The sequence below is a fragment of the Pseudomonas sp. IPO3747 genome (genome assembly GCF_013385245.1).
GTDB classification, from domain to species: domain Bacteria; phylum Pseudomonadota; class Gammaproteobacteria; order Pseudomonadales; family Pseudomonadaceae; genus Aquipseudomonas; species Aquipseudomonas edaphica.
Genome location: NZ_JACAQL010000003.1, coordinates 1 through 17,826, shown reverse-complemented (window position 1 = coordinate 17,826; position 17,826 = coordinate 1). Strand labels below are relative to the sequence as shown.

The window sequence follows — 17,826 nt, the reverse complement described above, 5'->3', positions numbered from 1 at the left end:
TGGGGCGAAGACCTTTTGCTTACTTTTGGGTCTTTCCAAAAGTGAGCCGCCGTAAGGGCGGAACCCTACTCAGCCGTTACCGCAGCAACGGATATGTACACCACCAAAAGACCGCCATCGCAGACAAGCCAGCTCCCACAGTCGGACTGTGTTGCACATCAGCATCAAAGCGCAGCCTTGACCAGCATCCCCGCAGCCACCACCACACACAGGCTGGCAAACCCCACCTGCAACGCCCGCGCCGGGATCACCGAACACAAACGCCGACCGGCCAACATGCCGACAATACTCGCACCGATAAACACCCAGCCCATCGGCTCAATACTCACACCGGCCTGCATCGACCCAGCCACGCCGATCAGCGAAATCAGGCTGATCACCATCAAAGAGGTGGCGACAATCCCGCGCATCTGCACATCGGTCAGTTGCTTGAACGCCGGCACGATCAGGAAGCCACCGCCCACGCCAAGCAAGCCCGACACCGCGCCAGTCACGGCCCCCAAAGCCGCCAACGTGGCACTGCATTTGGCAGTCCAGGCCAGGCGCCCGGTCTGCTGGTTGAGCATGCAGTTTTTCTGGCCCCAGGACGCGGCGCCATGGTCGCTTGGCCCGGCCTCGACCTTTTCGCGTTGCAACATGCGCCACGCCACCAGCACCATCAAGGCGCTGAACAGGCCCATCAGCAGGTGTTCGGGCAACTGGTGCGCAATAAACACACCCAGTGGCGAAAACAGCGCACCGAGCAAGGCGATCAATAACGCGGCGCGGTAACGCACCAGGCCATGGCGCAACCCGTCAATGGCGCCGACCGCCGCCGCCGCGCCCACGGCGAGCAACGACACCGGCGCCGCCTGGGTCATGGTCAAGCCCAGCCCCAGCACCAACGCCGGCACCCCGAGGATGCCACCGCCCGCGCCGGTCAGGCCCATGACCAGGCCCATCAATAAACCCAACAGACTTGCCAGCAGCATTTAATCCACCTTGCTCAGGCGGGTCAGCCACTCGCGGCCCTTGAGCATGCCGTTCCAGTAGAACCACGGCAGCAGCGTGGCCTTGAGGAACCACATCGAGCGACGTGCCTGGGTCGGGTCCAGCGGGAAGGTCGGCAGCAGCTTGCCGCCATAGCCGAACTCGGCCAGCACCACCTTGCCCTTCTCCACCGTCAACGGGCAGGAACCATAGCCGTCGTACTTGAGCGGCAGCGGCGCCTGTTTGCGCAGGGCCAGCAGGTTTTCGGCCACCACCACGATCTGCTTGCGCACGGCGGCTGCGGTCTTGGCGTTGGTGGTGCCGCACACATCGCCGAGGCCGAAGATATGCGGGTAGCGCAGGTGTTGCAGGCTGTGCGGGTTCACCTCGCACCAACCGGCGGGGTCGGCCAACGAGCTCTGGCGGATAAAATCCGGGGCCACTTGCGGCGGGACCACGTGCAACAGGTCGAAGGATTTTTCTTCGACGGTGGCCTTGCCTTCGGCGTCTTTGACTTCAAACCAGGCTTTGCGCGCCGGGCCATCGACCTTGACCAGGTTGGCGTTGAACGCCAGGCGGGCGTTGTATTTCTCTACGTACTTCATCAATGGCGGCACAAAGGTCGCCACGCCAAACAGCGCGGCGCCGGCCAGGTTGAATTCGACGTCGATGTTTTTCAGGTTACCCTGCTTGAGCCAGTGATCGCAGGACAGGTACATGGCTTTTTGCGGCGCGCCTGCACATTTGATCGGCATGGCCGGCTGGGTAAAGATCGCCTTGCCGCCTTGCAACTGCTGCACAAGCTGCCAGGTGTAGGCCGCGTGCTCGTAGCTGTAGTTGGAGGTCACGCCGTTCTGGCCAAGGGTCTGTTCCAGGCCGTCGATTTTTTCCCAGGCCAGGCGCAGGCCGGGGCACATGATCAGGTTGTTCCAGCTCACGCGCTGGCCGTTGTCGAGCACCAGGGTTTGCTCGTCGGGCAGCAACTCGGCGACAGCGGCCTGCACCCAGGCGACGCCATTGGGCAGTACGTCGGCCAACGGCCGTCGGGTCTTTTTCAGGTCGTAGGCGCCGCCACCGACCAGCGTCCAGGCCGGCTGATAGCAGTGATAGTCGTTAGGTTCGATCAGGGTGATGTTCAGCTGCGGGTCGCGTTTGAGCAAGCTGGCCAGCAGGCCGATGCCTGCCGAGCCGCCGCCGATGACTACGATGTCGCCACTGATGGTCGGTCCCCAGTGTTGCTCGGTCATGGTCTTTTGCCTTTTATCGTCAATGCACACAAGGGTCGTTGCCGTATGGCGTCACGCCCAGCTTTTTATGACCGCGCCGCAGTACAAGCCGGACAAGGTCTTCATCACTTGAATCACTTCGTGGCTGGCCAGCCCGTAGAAAATGTATTTACCTTCCCGACGGGTGGCGACCAACCCTTCGTCACGCAAAATGCCCAACTGTTGTGACAGTGTGGGCTGACGCACGCCGGTCATGGTTTCCAGCTCGCCGACGTTGCGCTCGCCCTGGGTCAACTGGCACAGGATCAACAGGCGGTCCTCATTGGCCAGTGCCTTGAGCAAGGAGCACGCCTTGGACGCCGATGCGCGCAACTGGGCGACTTCGCCCTCACTCAGAGTAGATTCCATTTGCCTCGGGTCCTTTATGTCACTTAAGCTCAAAACATTATGTGTAAACGTAAACTGATTGTAACCACTTTTTTCGCTTCCGGGGACCGCCGCCATGCCAGCGTTGATTCAAGCCTTTCTGGACGAGGCATCGTCGACCTTCACCTACGTCATTTATGAACACGATGGCGGCCCCTGCGCCATCGCCGATTCGGTACTCAATTACGACCCCGCGTCCGGGCGCACGGATACCGCCCAAGCCGATAAAGTCATCGCGTTCGTGCGTGAGCACGGCTTGCAGGTGCAGTGGCTGCTGGAAACCCATGCGCATGCCGATCACTTGTCCGCTGCGCCTTACCTGCGCCGCACGCTCGGCGGCAAAATCGCCATCGGCCAATCCATCAGTAAGGTCCAGGATGTCTTCAAGAGCCTGTTCAACCTGGAGCCGGAATTCCGCGTCGATGGCTCGCAGTTCGACCACCTGTTTGCGCCGGATGAAATCTTTCATATCGGCAACTTGAAGGCCCAGGCGCTGCATGTGCCTGGCCACACCCCGGCCGACATGGCGTACCTGATCGACGGTCGTTTGATTCTGGTAGGCGACACGCTGTTCATGCCGGATGTAGGCACCGCGCGTTGCGACTTCCCTGGTGGTGACGCGCGACAGTTGTATGCGTCGATGCGCAAGCTGCTGGCCTTTCCATTGGAGACTGAACTGTACGTGTGCCATGACTACCCGCCTGAAAGCCGCGAGGCCAAGTGCCTGACCACGGTCGCCGAGCAGCGCGCGGGCAATATTCATGTGCATGACGGGGTGGATGAGGCGGCGTTTGTAGAGATGCGCACCCAGCGTGATGCCGGGTTGGGAATGCCGACGCTATTGCTGCCGGCGATTCAGGTGAATGTGCGGGCGGGGAATATGCCGCCGGCGGAAGCAAACGGGGTGACGTATCTGAAGATTCCGCTTAACCAACTATAAAAAGCGCCGATTCCTTTGTGGGAGCTGGCTTGCCTGCGATAGCGATGCATCAGTAACCCGTGTGTCAACTGGCCCACCGCTATCGCAGGCAAGCCAGCTCCCACAATTGTCCTGTGTTGTGTCAGGAACCCAGGCTGATGCCATTAGCCGGCAACGGCAGCGCGGTCTTGTAGCGCACCTGCTTGAGCGCAAAGCTCGAGCGAATATTGGCCACGCCCGGCACCTTGGTCAGAAAGTCCATCATGAAACGCTCCAGCGACTGGATCGTCGGCACCAGCACCCGGATCAGATAATCCGGGTCGCCCGCCATCAGGTAACACTCCATCACTTCCGGCCGGTCAGAAATCGCGCCTTCGAACTGCTGCAATGCCAGTTCATTCTGCTTTTCCAGGCTCACATGAATGAACACATTCACGTGCAGCCCCAGCAGATCGGCGTCCAGCAACGTGACCTGATCACGGATAAGCCCCAATTCCTCCATGGCCTTCACCCGGTTAAAGCATGGCGTGGGCGACAGGTTGACCGAACGGGCCAGGTCGGCGTTGGTAATGCGGGCGTTCTCCTGCAGGGCATTGAGAATGCCGATATCGGTACGGTCCAGTTTGCGCATGAGACAAAATCACCTGTTTATTATGTTTATGCAGTTTTTTTATCCGCAAATGGTCTTGAGCGCAATGAAACACAGATAAATATTCTTCTACGCCACGCCTATGATGTTTGTAGGACAAGATTTCTCCTATCCGGAGACTGACTGTCAGCTAGCGCGCCCACTACAAGAAATTCACAAGATCGAGCGTAGAAAGCCATGAACCAGCCGTATGCACCACTGCGCCTGCACGTTCCCGAACCCTCGGGCCGCCCAGGCTGCAAGACCGACTTTACCTACCTGCGCCTGACTGACGCAGGTACGGTGCGCAAACCCGCCATCGACGTAGAACCCGCCGACACCGCTGACCTGGCCAAGGGCCTGATCCGCGTGCTTGACGACCAGGGCCAGGCTCTTGGCCCGTGGGCTGAAGGGGTATCCGCCGAGATCATGCGTAAAGGCATGCGCGCCATGCTCAAGACGCGCATCTTCGACAACCGCATGGTGGTCGCCCAGCGTCAGAAAAAAATGTCGTTCTACATGCAAAGCCTTGGCGAAGAAGCCATCGGCAGCGCCCAGGCCCTGGCCTTGAATATCGACGACATGTGCTTCCCCACCTACCGCCAGCAAAGCATCCTGATGGCCCGCGAAGTGCCGCTGGTGGACCTGATCTGCCAACTGCTGTCCAACGAGCGCGACCCGCTCAAGGGCCGTCAGTTGCCGATCATGTACTCGGTCAAGGACGCCGGGTTCTTCACCATTTCCGGCAACCTCGCCACCCAATTCGTGCAAGGCGTGGGCTGGGGCATGGCCTCGGCGATCAAGGGCGACACCAAGATTGCCTCGGCCTGGATCGGCGACGGCGCCACCGCCGAATCGGACTTCCACACCGCCCTCACCTTCGCCCACGTTTACCGCGCGCCGGTGATTCTCAACGTGGTCAACAACCAGTGGGCCATCTCCACCTTCCAGGCTATCGCCGGCGGTGAAGCCACCACCTTCGCCGGACGCGGCGTGGGTTGCGGCATCGCCTCCCTGCGTGTGGACGGCAACGACTTTATCGCCGTGTATGCGGCGTCTGCCTGGGCCGCCGAGCGTGCGCGCCGTAACCTTGGGCCAACCCTGATCGAGTGGGTCACCTACCGCGCCGGCCCGCACTCCACTTCGGACGATCCGTCCAAATACCGCCCAGCCGATGACTGGAGCCACTTCCCGCTCGGCGACCCGATTGCGCGCCTCAAGCAGCACCTGATCAAGATTGGCCAGTGGTCCGAAGAAGAGCACACGGCAGTCAGTGCCGAGCTTGAGGCCGAAGTGGTCAAGGCGCAGAAAGAAGCCGAACAGTACGGCACCCTGGCCGGCGGCCAGATTCCAAGCGCCGCGACCATGTTCGAAGACGTTTATAAAGAGATGCCGGAGCACTTGAAGCGCCAGCGTCAAGAGTTGGGGGTCTGACATGAACGATCACAACAACAGCATCGAATTGGAAACCGCCATGACCACCACCACCATGACCATGATCCAGGCCCTGCGCTCGGCCATGGATGTGATGCTTGAGCGTGACGATAACGTGGTGGTGTTCGGCCAGGACGTCGGCTACTTCGGCGGCGTATTCCGTTGCACTGAAGGTTTGCAGAACAAGTACGGCAGCTCGCGGGTGTTTGACGCGCCGATCTCCGAAAGCGGCATCGTCGGCGTTGCCGTGGGCATGGGGGCCTACGGCCTGCGCCCGGTCGCCGAGATTCAATTCGCTGACTACGTGTACCCGGCCACCGACCAGATCATCTCCGAAGCCGCCCGCCTGCGTTATCGCTCGGCCGGCCAGTTCACCGCACCCTTGACCATGCGCATGCCGTGCGGCGGCGGCATCTACGGCGGCCAGACCCACAGCCAGAGTATTGAAGCGGTGTTCACCCAGGTCTGCGGCCTGCGCACGGTGATGCCGTCCAACCCGTATGACGCCAAGGGTCTGTTGATCGCCTCGATCGAAAACGACGACCCGGTGATCTTCCTCGAGCCTAAGCGCCTGTACAACGGCCCGTTCGATGGCCACCACGATCGCCCGGTCACACCCTGGTCCAAACACCCGCAAGCGCAAGTGCCGGACGGTTACTACACCGTACCGCTGGACGTGGCCGCCATCGTGCGTCCGGGCTCGGCGGTGACGGTGCTGACCTACGGCACCACCGTATACGTGTCGCAAGTCGCCGCCGAAGAAACCGGCATCGACGCCGAGGTCATCGACCTGCGCAGCCTGTGGCCGCTGGACCTGGAAACCATCGTCAACTCGGTGAAAAAGACCGGCCGTTGCGTGGTGGTGCATGAAGCCACCCGCACCTGCGGCTTTGGTGCCGAACTGGTGTCGCTGGTGCAAGAGCATTGCTTCCATCACCTGGAAGCGCCGATCGAACGCGTCACCGGTTGGGACACGCCCTACCCGCACGCGCAAGAGTGGGCGTATTTCCCAGGGCCGTCCCGCGTGGGCGCGGCGTTGAAACGGGTCATGGAGGTCTGAATGGGCACGCACGTTATCAAGATGCCGGACATTGGCGAAGGCATTGCAGAAGTTGAACTGTCGGTATGGCATGTAAAAGTCGGCGACCTGGTGGTTGAGGACCAGGTGCTGGCGGATGTGATGACCGACAAGGCGATGGTGGACATTCCCTCGCCGGTGCACGGCAAAGTGATTTCTCTGGGCGGCGAGCCCGGCGAAGTCATGGCGGTGGGCAGTATTTTGATCAGCATTGAAGTCGAAGGCGCCGGGAATGCCAAGGATGCGCCGGTGGTGGCTGAGCCGGTGAAAGCTGCGCCAGCGCCAGTGGTTGAAGCCAAGCCAACGCCTGCGCCTGTGGCTGAAGCAAAGCCAGTTGCCAAACCTGCTGCGGCACCGGTTGCGCGTGACGCGAACGAACGCCCGTTAGCTTCGCCTGCCGTGCGCAAACACGCGCTGGATGCCGGCATTCAGCTGCGTCTGGTACAGGGCAGCGGCCCGGCAGGTCGGGTGCTGCACGAAGATCTGGACGCTTACCTGCAACAAGGTGCAACCCAGGCTTCGGCAACCGCCAACCCTTACGCCGAACGCAATAGCGAAGAACAGATCCCGGTGATCGGCATGCGCCGCAAGATCGCCCAGCGCATGCAAGACGCCACCCGCCGCGCCGCGCATTTCAGCTACGTGGAAGAAATCGACGTCACGGCGCTGGACGAGCTGCGCGTGCACCTTAATGAGAAGCACGGCGCCACGCGCGGCAAATTGACCTTGCTGCCGTTTATCGTGCGCGCCATGGTCGTGGCGTTGCGTGACTTCCCGCAGATCAACGCACGCTACGACGACGAAGCCCAAGTCATCACCCGCCTGGGCGCGGTGCATGTGGGCGTCGCCACCCAAAGCGATGTGGGCCTGATGGTGCCGGTGGTACGTCACGCCGAAGCCCGCAGCCTGTGGGGCAACGCCGAGGAAATCGCACGTTTGGCCAGCGCCGCGCGCAATGGCAAGGCCAGTCGCGATGAACTGTCGGGCTCGACCATCACCCTGACCAGCCTCGGCGCGTTGGGCGGCATTGTCAGCACGCCGGTGCTGAACCTGCCGGAAGTCGCCATTGTCGGCGTCAACCGCATCGTTGAACGGCCGATGGTAATCAAAGGCCAGATCGTGGTGCGCAAGATGATGAACCTCTCCAGCTCCTTCGATCACCGTGTGGTCGACGGCATGGACGCGGCGCAATTCATCCAGGCCATTCGTGGCCTGCTCGAACAACCCGCCAGCCTGTTTTTGGAGTAAGGCATGCCTCAGACATTGAACACCACGCTGCTGATTATCGGCGGCGGCCCTGGCGGTTATGTGGCGGCGATCCGTGCCGGCCAACTGGGCATCCCGACCATTCTGGTCGAGGGCCAGGCGCTCGGCGGCACCTGCCTGAACATCGGCTGCATTCCCTCCAAAGCCTTGATCCACGTGGCCGAGCAGTTCCAGCAAACCGTGCACCACAGCCAAGGGTCGCAACTGGGCATTGAAGTGGATGTGCCGACCCTGGACATCCGCAAGAGCGTGGAATGGAAAGACGGCATTGTTGATCGCCTGACCACCGGCGTGGCCGCCTTGCTCAAGAAGCATAAAGTGCAGGTGATCCACGGCTGGGCCAAGGTGGTGGACGGCAAGACCGTCGACGTCGGCGACCAGCGCATTCAGTGCGAGCACCTGCTGCTGGCCACCGGCTCGAAAAGCGTCAACCTGCCGATGCTGCCGATTGGCGGGCCGATCATCTCGTCAACCGAAGCACTGGCGCCGACCCGCGTGCCCAAGCGCCTGATTGTGGTGGGCGGCGGCTATATCGGCCTGGAGCTGGGCATTGCCTATCGCAAGCTCGGCGCCGAGGTCAGTGTGGTCGAGGCACAGGAGCGTATCCTGCCGGCCTACGATGGCGAACTGACGCTGCCGGTGGCCGAATCGCTCAAGCAGTTGGGGGTCAAGCTGTACCTCAGCCACAGCGTCACCGGTTTCGAAAACAACAGCCTGCAGGTACGTGACCCGAACGGCGACACGCTGTCGCTGCAAACCGATCAGGTGCTGGTGGCCGTGGGCCGCAAACCCAACACCCAGGGCTGGAACCTCGAAGCGCTGAACCTGGCGATGAACGGCGCGGCGATCAAGATCGACAACCGTTGCCAGACCAGCATGCGCAATGTGTACGCCATCGGCGACCTGAGCGGTGAGCCGATGCTGGCGCACCGGGCCATGGCCCAGGGCGAGATGGTCGCCGAACTGATCAGCGGCAAACACCGCGAATTCAACCCGGCCGCCATCCCGGCGGTGTGCTTCACCGACCCGGAACTGGTGGTGGTCGGCAAGACCCCGGACGAAGCCAAGGCGGCTGGCCTCGACTGCATTGTGTCGAGCTTCCCGTTCGCGGCCAATGGCCGGGCGATGACCCTGGAGTCTAAAACCGGCTTTGTGCGCGTGGTCGCGCGGCGTGACAACCACCTGATTGTCGGCTGGCAGGCGGTGGGGGTTGGTGTGTCCGAGCTGTCTACGGCCTTTGGCCTGTGCCTGGAGATGGGTTCGCGCCTGGAAGATGTGGCGGGCACGATCCATGCGCATCCGACCCTCGGCGAAGCGGTTCAGGAAGCGGCTTTAAGAGCATTGGGCCACGCGTTGCACCTGTAAAACCGGGGTGAGGCCATCGCAGGCAAGCCAGCTCCCACAGGGCAATGTATTCCAAATGTGGGAGCTGGCTTGCCTGCGATAGCGGTGTATCAGCCAATACACACGCTCAATGGTCCGCCCACCTGCTCCCACACCGGCCAAGAATGAAGTATTGTTGCGCCCATCCAGTAAAAAACCGACAAGCCTGCCTTCGACCAGGCGGTTGACCAGAGATAGAGGGTGTCATGGGTAACGAAAGCATCAATTGGGACAAGCTGGGTTTTGACTACATCAAGACCGACAAACGGTTTCTCCAAACCTGGAAAAACGGCGAGTGGCAAGCGGGCACCCTGACCGACGATAACGTGCTGCACATCAGCGAGGGTTCCACCGCCCTGCACTATGGCCAGCAGTGCTTTGAAGGCCTCAAGGCCTACCGCTGCAAGGACGGCTCGATCAACCTGTTCCGTCCGGACCAGAACGCCGCCCGCATGCAACGCAGCTGCGCACGCTTGCTGATGCCGCATGTGACCACCGAAGACTTCATCGAAGCCTGCAAACAAGTGGTCAAGGCCAACGAGCGGTTCATCCCGCCGTACGGCAGTGGCGGCGCGCTGTACCTGCGCCCGTTCGTGATCGGCACCGGTGAAAACATCGGCGTGCGTAGCGCACCGGAGTTTATCTTCTCGGTATTCGCCATCCCGGTCGGCGCCTACTTCAAGGGCGGCCTGGTGCCACACAATTTCCAGATCTCCACGTTCGACCGCGCCGCGCCACAGGGCACCGGCGCCGCCAAGGTCGGTGGCAACTATGCCGCCAGCCTGATGCCGGGCGCTGAAGCAAGGAAATCCGGTTTCGCCGACGCGATCTACCTGGACCCGATGACCCACTCGAAAATCGAGGAAGTCGGTTCGGCCAACTTCTTTGGTATCACCCGCGACAACCAGTTCATCACGCCGAAGTCGCCTTCGGTGCTGCCAGGCATCACCCGCCTGTCGCTGATCGAACTGGCCGAGACCCGCCTGGGCCTGAAAGTGGTCGAGGGCGACGTGTTCATCGACAAACTGGACCAGTTCAAGGAAGCCGGCGCCTGCGGCACCGCTGCCGTGATCTCGCCAATCGGCGGCATCCAGTACGACGGCAAGCTGCACGTGTTCCACAGCGAAACCGAAGTGGGCCCGATCACCCAGGCGCTCTACAAAGAACTGACCGGCGTGCAGACCGGCGACGTTGAAGCGCCAGAGGGTTGGATCGTCAAGGTCTAACCCCAAAAAACGCAAAACCCAATGTGGGAGTGGGCTTGCCAGCTCCCACATTTGATTTCGGTGTGCTCACAAGTCCTTGGGAATATTCACCGCAATCTTCTTGCCCATGCTGATCCTCGGCTCCACCCCATACCCCAACGCCTCGTAGAACCCCACCACCGCGTCATTGCCGCCCGTAATCTGCAGGTTGATTTTCACGCAACCCAACGCAGTCAACGCCTGCTCGGCATAGCGCACCAGCGAAGCACCCAGGCCCTGCCGACGATAATCGCGGTGCACCGCCACCGAATACAACCAGCCGCGATGCCCGTCATAGCCGGCCAGAATAGTGCCGATCACGGCCTTTTTATCCGTCGCCACAAAGAACAACCCATCGTTTACCGCGAGTTTTTTGTCGATTGCCAGGCTTGGCAGGTTGTGCGCGGTGTCATAGCCAAACGCCTGCTGCCACAGCGCCACCACCTGGGATCGGTGCGGACGATCGCGATATGGCCCGATGGGATGGCGCGATAACAAGGCCTTCTCCATCACGAGCGTGCGCTCATTGCCATGGTAAACGTCGCGTACCGTGTGAAAGCCCAGCTTGGTATAAAACGGCTCGGCCGTCAGCGATGACGGCACGCTCAGGACCGTCACCCCGGCTTCAACGGCCCGCAGCTCAATCTCGATCATCAGCAGCCGGCCAATGCCCTGCCCTTGCAATGCCGGGTTGACGAATACCGAGCGCACCACATTGCCATCAAGGGCGGCGGTGGCGACGATCATCTGATCCTGGGTCGCCACCAGCACCACCCGGCGCTGGAGCAAGGCCAGTACGGCGTCGGGTGTGAAGTTGCTGGCAACCCGAGCAATCACATCTGCCGGGTAGTCCCGCGCATTGCTGCTGTGCAAGGCTGCCAGGATGACCTGGCTGATGCCCTCGGCATCGGTGGGTTGGGCAAGACGAACAGCGGTAGACATGCATTCTCCTTCCTGGCTCGGGTTTCGCGACCGCCACCATACTAATGTGGGAGCTGGCTTGCCTGCGATAGCGGTCTGTCAGTCAGCGCATCTGGCGCAGACAGACCGCCATCGCAGGCAAGCCAGCTCCAACAGTTTGATTGCATTTCAACTCGCCAGCCGATTCGGCTGCCCTACCCCACTTTTCAGCTTTCCCGGCTGAGCCGCCCCGCTATATCAGCCGGGATTCACCCGCCACAGCGCACAAAATAGCCCCACTGCTCACCCCATGGATTCGTGCCCCCATGCAAACCACCAACACTGTCTTGATGATTCGCCCGGCGCGCTTTGCCTTCAACCCGGATACCGCGATCAACAACCACTTCCAACGCCAGCCACTTGACCCGCTGAGCGCGCAGCAAAAAGCGCTGCAGGAGTTCGACGGCTATGTCGATACCCTGCGCCAACATGGCGTAGAGGTGCTGGTGGTGCAAGACACCCCGGCGCCCCACACGCCCGACTCGATCTTCCCCAACAACTGGTGGAGCAGCCACGCCGATGGCAGCCTGGTGCTGTACCCGATGGAAGGCCAGAACCGACGACTGGAGCGCAACAAAGGTGTGCTGCAAGTGCTGGAGCAGCGTTTTGCGATCCGTAGCACCATCGACCTCAGCCCCCTCGAACAACAGAACATCTTCCTCGAAGGCACCGGCAGCATGGTGCTCGACCGCCAGCACCGTATCAGCTATGCCTGCCACTCCGGGCGTACCCACCAAGACGCCTTGCGCCAGTTCGCCGAACGCCTCGACTACCAACTCTGCGTCTTCCACGCCGTCGACCGCCACCACGCGCCGATCTACCACAGCAACGTGATGATGAGTGTCGGCCGCGACCTCTCGGTGGTGTGCCTGCAAGCCCTGCCCGATGCCAGCGAACGCCAGGCCCTGGAGCGCTCGCTGCGCGACACCGGCAAAGACATCCTTGCCCTCGACTTCGACCAGCTCGAAGCCTTCGCCGGCAACATGCTTGAAGTCCACGACCGTGACGGCCAGCCGCTGCTGGTGATGTCGGCCAGCGCCTGGAGCGCCCTGCACCCGGCCCAGCGCACGCATGTAGAACGCCACACCCGCCCGGTGGTGGTGAACATCGACAACATCGAACGCATCGGCGGCGGCAGTGCCCGCTGCATGCTGGCGGAAGTGCACCTGCCCGCCCGCGCCTCATTTCAATAAGGAGTCTTGCCATGACCCGTTATATCGACGTCAACGACCTCAGCTACCTGGTTTCACAAAAAGGCCTGCAAACCTGCATCAGCGAAATGGCCGAATACATCCGCGCCGACTACCTGCGCTGGCAGGACTTCGAAAAGTGCGCGCGCCTGGCCAACCATTCGCCGGACGGCGTGATCGAGCTGATGCCGGTGTCCGACGCCTCGCTGTACGCCTTCAAGTACGTGAACGGCCACCCGAAGAACACCCTGGCCGGCATGCTCACAGTGATGGCCTTTGGCGCCCTGGGCGATGTCGACACCGGCAAGCCGGTGCTGCTGGCCGAAATGACCCTGACCACCGCGATCCGCACCGCGGCCACCTCTGCCCTGGTAGCCCGCTACCTGGCGCGCGACAACAGCCGCAGCATGGCGTTGATTGGCAACGGCTCGCAAAGCGAGTTCCAGGCCCTGGCCTTCCACGCCATGCTCGGTATCACCGAAATCCGCCTGTTCGATATCGACGCCAAGGCCACTGCCAAGCTGGCGGCCAACCTCAAGGCGTTCCCGGCGATCAAGGTGATCCTGGCCGCCAGCGTGGCCGAAGCGGTCAAAGGCGCGGACATCGTCACCACCGTCACGGCGGACAAGGCTTACGCCACCATCCTCACCGACGACATGATCGAACCGGGCATGCACCTGAATGCCGTGGGCGGCGACTGCCCCGGCAAAACCGAGCTGGACCGCCGCATCGTCGAGCGCGCCCGGGTGATCGTCGAGTACGAACCGCAAAGCCGCATCGAAGGTGAAATCCAGCACATGCCGCACGATTCGCCGGTGACCGAGCTGTGGCAAGTGATCAATGGCCAGCAGCCCGGCCGCGAGAACGCGCGCCAAGTCACGCTGTTCGACTCGGTGGGTTTTGCCATCGAAGACTACTCGGCCCTGCGTTACGTGCTGGACGTGGCCAAGGCGCTGGATGTGGGCAGCACACTTGAGCTGGTGCCGGACCTCGCCGACCCGAAAGACCTGTTTGCACGCCTGGCCCAACAGCCACGCGTACAGCACAAAAAGCGCGCCTGAAACCGCTCTGGCCTGCCGCTTTGCGCCCAAGGCAGGCCGGATTTACATCAGTTAAAAGCCGATTTTGCGCGTGCCGCAGCCGATTCCGCTGCATTGCGCTTTTTAACAGCGCAATTTGCGCTTTATGCACGGGGTAAACGACACAAAAAACGCACCACCATGAAGCATTCTCTGCTCCCAGCTATTCACCGCCCTTACATCAATTACAAAATATAGGGACTGTCACATGACTCCATTGCGATCACTCTTCGCCGCGTTGCTGTTGCCACTGTGCGCCAGCACCGCCCACGCCCAGGACTGGAAAGAAATCCGCTTCGGCGTGTTCCCCGAATACCCGCCCTTTGAGTCCGTCGCCGCCGACGGCAGCCTGCAAGGTTTTGATATCGAGTTGGGCAACGCCATCTGCGCCAAGCTCGAAGTCAAATGCACCTGGGTGCACAACGAATTCGACGGCATGATCCCGGCCCTGCGCGCGCGCAAGTTCGACGCGATCATGTCGTCCATGGCGGTCACACCGGCTCGCGAAAAAGTCATCGACTTCAGCGACCGCCTGTTCCTCAGCCCCACCTCGGTGATCACCCGTAAAAACGCCGAGTTCGGCGACACGCCGGAGTCGCTCAAAGGCAAGCAGGTGGGCGTGCTGCAAGGTTCACTGCAGGAAGCCTATGCACGTGCGCACCTGGCCAGGCTCGGCGCGCAGATCAAGGCGTACCAGTCCCAGGAGCAGAACTACGCCGACCTGCAAAACGGCCGCCTCGACGCCACCCTGACCGACAAGCTCGAAGCCCAGCTCAACTTCCTGTCCAAGCCTGAAGGCGCCGACTACAAGACCGGCCCGGCCTTCAAAGACCCGACCTTGCCGCTGGATATCGCCATGGGCTTGCGCAAGAACGACGCCGAACTGCGTGCGCTGATCAATAAGGGCATCGCCGCCGTGCAGGCCGATGGCACCTACGCACAGATCCAGAAGAAGTACTTCGGCGATCAGGATATCTACAACGAATAGGCCTACGCCGGCCCCTGTGGGAGCTGGCTTGCCTGCGATAGCGGTGGGTCAGCCACTGTAGATGTTGGAGGCGGCGACCGCCATCGCAGGCAAGCCAGCTCCCACACAAGCCAGCTCCCACCGTTAATCTCTGTGCTTGATCGAGATCTCCTCAATGAACGAACTCCTCAACCTGCAAGGCTACGGCCCGATGCTGGCCCAGGGTGCCTGGATGACGCTCAAGCTGGCGTTGCTGGCGCTGACCCTGAGCCTCGCCCTGGGCCTGATCGCCGCCGGCGCCAAGCTTTCGAGCGCCAAATGGCTGCGCGTGCCCGCCACCCTGTACACCACGCTGATCCGCAGCGTGCCGGACCTGGTGCTGATCCTGCTGATTTTCTACAGCCTGCAACTGTGGCTCAACGACCTGAGCGAAGTGTTCGGCTGGGATTACTTTGAAATCGATCCGTTTACCGCCGGGGTGATCACCCTGGGGTTTATCTACGGCGCGTATTTCACCGAAAACTTTCGCGGCGCCATTCTCAGTGTGCCGGCCGGGCAACTGGAAGCCGCCACCGCCTACGGCCTGAGCCGCTGGCAGCGTTTTCACCTGGTGCTGTTCCCGCAACTGATGCGCTTTGCCCTGCCGGGCCTGGGCAACAACTGGCTGGTGCTGCTCAAGTCCACGGCGCTGGTGTCGATCATCGGCCTGTCGGACCTGGTCAAGGCTGCGCAAAACGCGGGCAAGACCACCAATGAGCCACTGTACTTCCTGATCCTCGCGGGCCTGGTGTACCTGGTGATCACCACCCTCTCCAACCGCATCTTCAAGCGCCTCGAACGGCGCTACAACCTCGGCATCAAGGGGATGGCGCGATGATCGAACTGTTCCAGCAATACGGCCTGGCCTACCTGTTCAGCGATGGCACAGGGTTGTCCGGAGTCGCCATGACCTTGTGGCTGTTTATCATCTCGGTGGTCGCAGGTTTTGTGCTGTCGATCCCGCTGGCGCTGGCGCGCGTCTCGCAGCACGTCTGGCTGCGCTGGCCGGTGGAGGTCTACACCTATCTGTTTCGTGGCACGCCGCTGTATATCCAATTGCTGATTTGCTACACCGGGCTTTACAGCCTGGAAGTGGTGCAGGACAACGCGCTACTTAATCAGTTTTTCCGTAATGCGCTCAACTGCACGTTGCTGGCGTTTGTGCTCAACACCTGCGCCTACACCGTGGAAATCTTCGCCGGGGCGATCCGCAACATTCCCCACGGAGAAATCGAAGCCGCGCGTGCCTATGGCCTGCACGGCTGGCGCCTCAACCTGTTTGTGGTGGTGCCCGCCGCGCTGCGCCGTGCGCTGCCGGCCTACAGCAATGAAATGATCCTGATGTTGCACGCTACCTCGCTGGCCTTTACCGCCACCGTCGCCGATATCCTCAAGGTCGCCCGCGACGCCAACGCCGAGACGTTCCTGACGTTCCAGGCTTTCGGCATCGCCGCCCTGCTCTACATGCTGCTGTCCTTTGCACTGGTGGGCCTGTTCCGACTGGCCGAACGTCGCTGGATGCGTTTTCTTGTTCCTACCCGAGGCTAACCCATGAATCAGTCCGCGCAGGCCCTGGCCGCTTACCCTGTTGACGCCCCCGTTGCCAAACCGGCAACCGCTGCGATCAAGCTTCAAGTCGAAGGCATCCACAAACGTTACGGCGACCACGAAGTGCTCAAGGGCGTGTCCCTCAATGCACGCAACGGCGACGTCATCAGCCTGATCGGCGCCAGCGGTTCGGGCAAAAGCACGATGCTGCGCTGCATCAACTTTCTCGAACAGCCGGACGCCGGGGTCATCACCCTCGATGGCATCAGCATCGAAATGCGCCAGGGCCGCGCCGGCACCCGCGCGCCGCACCAGGAACAACTGCAAAACCTGCGCACACGCCTGGCCATGGTGTTCCAGCACTTCAACCTGTGGAGCCACATGACCGTGCTGGAAAACATCACCATGGCCCCGCGCCGGGTGTTGGACGTGAGCGCGGCAGAGGCGGAAAAACGCGCACGCCTGTACCTGGACAAGGTCGGCCTGCCCGGCCGCGTGGCCGATCAATACCCGGCGTTTCTGTCCGGCGGCCAGCAACAACGCGTGGCCATCGCAAGGGCATTGGCGATGGAGCCGGAAATTATTCTGTTCGATGAACCGACCTCAGCGCTGGACCCGGAACTTGTAGGAGAAGTCCTCAAAGTCATACAGACGTTGGCCGAGGAAGGTCGTACCATGCTGATGGTCACCCACGAAATGGGCTTTGCCCGCCAGGTGTCCAGCCAAGTGCTGTTTTTGCACCAGGGCCGAGTCGAGGAACAAGGCGGCGCCGAGATCCTCGACCATCCCAACAGCGAACGCTTGCAGCAATTTCTTTCCAACCGTTTGAAGTGAACTCATGGATACCAAGGCCAACGGACCCCACTCTTCGCCCACGCTGGACCGCATCGATGAGGCGATCATCGACGTGTTGCGCCACCAGGGGCGTATCACCTACGAAAAGCTTTCCTCGCTTGTACACCTGACACCCAGGCCGTGCCTGGAACGGGTGCGCAAGCTGGAGCGACGCGGGGTGATCCGTGGTTATGGGGCGATCATCGATGTGCAGATGGTCTCGCCAGGGCTGTCGCTGCTGGTGCTGGTGGCCTTGTCCAATCAGAGCGGGCGCTCGGCGCAGAAGGCCTTTGAGGCCTGCGTCAAAGCCTGCCCGCAGGTGTTCGAGTGCCAACTGATCAGCGGGCCGTTCGACTACAGCTTGCGCATGCGCTGCCGGGATATGGAGCATTACCGGGTGCTGACGGAGACCTGGTTGAACAACGATGAGCTGCACATCGATAAGTTAGTGGCGCACCCGGAGTTGGCGGTGGTCAAAAACACCGCGACCGAACTGGCCTGAAACCCACGCTAGATCGTTCCCACGCTCCGCGTGGGAATGCATCCAGTGACGCTCCGCGTCACGACCTCAAAGCAGACGCGGAGCGTCCAGGGCGGCATTCCCACGCAGAGCGTGGGAACGATCATCGAGCCAGC

Annotated in this window: 18 protein-coding genes; 13 read left to right on the top strand and 5 right to left on the bottom strand. The window is 61.5% G+C overall.

Going from position 1 to position 17,826, the window contains the following annotated elements; genetic code table 11:
- Positions 1-164 precede the first annotated feature (164 nt).
- From HX790_RS06550 to HX790_RS06540, 3 genes are read right to left on the bottom strand one after another with little or no spacing between them, the layout of a single operon-like run.
- On the bottom strand, positions 165-971 hold the full coding sequence (locus HX790_RS06550; RefSeq protein WP_017136251.1) for a sulfite exporter TauE/SafE family protein: 807 nt from the start codon (positions 969-971) through the stop codon (positions 165-167).
- Complete coding sequence (locus HX790_RS06545; RefSeq protein ID WP_169988135.1) at positions 972-2,216, bottom strand: FAD/NAD(P)-binding oxidoreductase; 1,245 nt, start codon at positions 2,214-2,216, stop codon at positions 972-974. It lies immediately after the preceding gene.
- 51 nt (positions 2,217-2,267) lie between these two features.
- On the bottom strand, positions 2,268-2,603 hold the full coding sequence (locus tag HX790_RS06540; protein ID WP_017136253.1) for a helix-turn-helix transcriptional regulator: 336 nt from the start codon (positions 2,601-2,603) through the stop codon (positions 2,268-2,270).
- A gap of 94 nt (positions 2,604-2,697) precedes the next feature.
- On the opposite strand from HX790_RS06540, the gene HX790_RS06535 reads away from it, so the two are divergent.
- Positions 2,698-3,561, top strand: coding sequence for an MBL fold metallo-hydrolase (locus HX790_RS06535; RefSeq protein WP_017136254.1), 864 nt, complete (start codon positions 2,698-2,700; stop codon positions 3,559-3,561).
- 121 nt (positions 3,562-3,682) lie between these two features.
- Here HX790_RS06535 and bkdR read toward each other — a convergent pair whose 3' ends face one another.
- On the bottom strand, positions 3,683-4,171 hold the full coding sequence (bkdR, locus tag HX790_RS06530; protein WP_017136255.1) for a Bkd operon transcriptional regulator BkdR: 489 nt from the start codon (positions 4,169-4,171) through the stop codon (positions 3,683-3,685).
- A 195-nt stretch (positions 4,172-4,366) separates the two neighbouring features.
- On the opposite strand from bkdR, the gene HX790_RS06525 reads away from it, so the two are divergent.
- From HX790_RS06525 to HX790_RS06505, 5 genes are all read left to right on the top strand, one after another.
- A complete protein-coding gene (locus tag HX790_RS06525) occupies positions 4,367-5,602 on the top strand; it encodes a 3-methyl-2-oxobutanoate dehydrogenase (2-methylpropanoyl-transferring) subunit alpha (RefSeq protein WP_017136256.1) in 1,236 nt (411 codons plus the stop codon).
- 1 nt (position 5,603) lies between these two features.
- On the top strand, positions 5,604-6,662 hold the full coding sequence (locus HX790_RS06520) for an alpha-ketoacid dehydrogenase subunit beta (RefSeq protein WP_138450567.1): 1,059 nt from the start codon (positions 5,604-5,606) through the stop codon (positions 6,660-6,662).
- The gene (locus tag HX790_RS06515; RefSeq protein ID WP_017136258.1) at positions 6,663-7,928 is read left to right on the top strand and encodes a dihydrolipoamide acetyltransferase family protein; all 1,266 of its coding nucleotides are present in this window, start codon (positions 6,663-6,665) and stop codon (positions 7,926-7,928) included. It begins immediately after the preceding gene.
- A gap of 3 nt (positions 7,929-7,931) precedes the next feature.
- Entirely contained in the window at positions 7,932-9,311 is a 1,380-nt protein-coding gene (gene lpdA / locus HX790_RS06510) for a dihydrolipoyl dehydrogenase (RefSeq protein WP_017136259.1), read from the top strand.
- 224 nt (positions 9,312-9,535) lie between these two features.
- Positions 9,536-10,555, top strand: coding sequence for a branched-chain amino acid aminotransferase (locus HX790_RS06505; protein WP_017136260.1), 1,020 nt, complete (start codon positions 9,536-9,538; stop codon positions 10,553-10,555).
- Between the two features lie 66 nt (positions 10,556-10,621).
- Here the strand turns inward: HX790_RS06505 and HX790_RS06500 are convergent, their stop codons facing one another.
- A complete protein-coding gene (locus tag HX790_RS06500; protein WP_176991372.1) occupies positions 10,622-11,515 on the bottom strand; it encodes a GNAT family acetyltransferase in 894 nt (297 codons plus the stop codon).
- A gap of 284 nt (positions 11,516-11,799) precedes the next feature.
- Between HX790_RS06500 and ctlX the strand changes: the two genes are divergently transcribed.
- The 7 genes from ctlX (at position 11,800) to HX790_RS06465 (ending at position 17,692) form a co-directional block, all read left to right on the top strand.
- Positions 11,800-12,726 (top strand): citrulline utilization hydrolase CtlX, encoded by a 927-nt coding sequence (gene ctlX, locus HX790_RS06495; RefSeq protein ID WP_099549987.1) that lies wholly within the window; start codon positions 11,800-11,802, stop codon positions 12,724-12,726.
- Positions 12,727-12,737: 11 nt separating this feature from the next.
- Complete coding sequence (locus tag HX790_RS06490) at positions 12,738-13,784, top strand: ornithine cyclodeaminase (RefSeq protein ID WP_176991371.1); 1,047 nt, start codon at positions 12,738-12,740, stop codon at positions 13,782-13,784.
- Between the two features lie 226 nt (positions 13,785-14,010).
- Positions 14,011-14,790, top strand: coding sequence for an ABC transporter substrate-binding protein (locus HX790_RS06485; protein ID WP_176991370.1), 780 nt, complete (start codon positions 14,011-14,013; stop codon positions 14,788-14,790).
- A gap of 154 nt (positions 14,791-14,944) precedes the next feature.
- Positions 14,945-15,646: an ABC transporter permease gene (locus tag HX790_RS06480; RefSeq protein ID WP_017136263.1), complete on the top strand. Its 702-nt coding sequence runs from the start codon at positions 14,945-14,947 to the stop codon at positions 15,644-15,646.
- Positions 15,643-16,356 (top strand): ABC transporter permease, encoded by a 714-nt coding sequence (locus HX790_RS06475; protein ID WP_056861353.1) that lies wholly within the window; start codon positions 15,643-15,645, stop codon positions 16,354-16,356. Before HX790_RS06480 ends, HX790_RS06475 begins: the two co-directional genes overlap by 4 nt.
- A gap of 3 nt (positions 16,357-16,359) precedes the next feature.
- Positions 16,360-17,190: an ABC transporter ATP-binding protein gene (locus tag HX790_RS06470; protein WP_178111031.1), complete on the top strand. Its 831-nt coding sequence runs from the start codon at positions 16,360-16,362 to the stop codon at positions 17,188-17,190.
- A 4-nt stretch (positions 17,191-17,194) separates the two neighbouring features.
- On the top strand, positions 17,195-17,692 hold the full coding sequence (locus HX790_RS06465; protein ID WP_003192319.1) for an Lrp/AsnC family transcriptional regulator: 498 nt from the start codon (positions 17,195-17,197) through the stop codon (positions 17,690-17,692).
- The last annotated feature ends 134 nt before the right edge of the window (positions 17,693-17,826 follow it).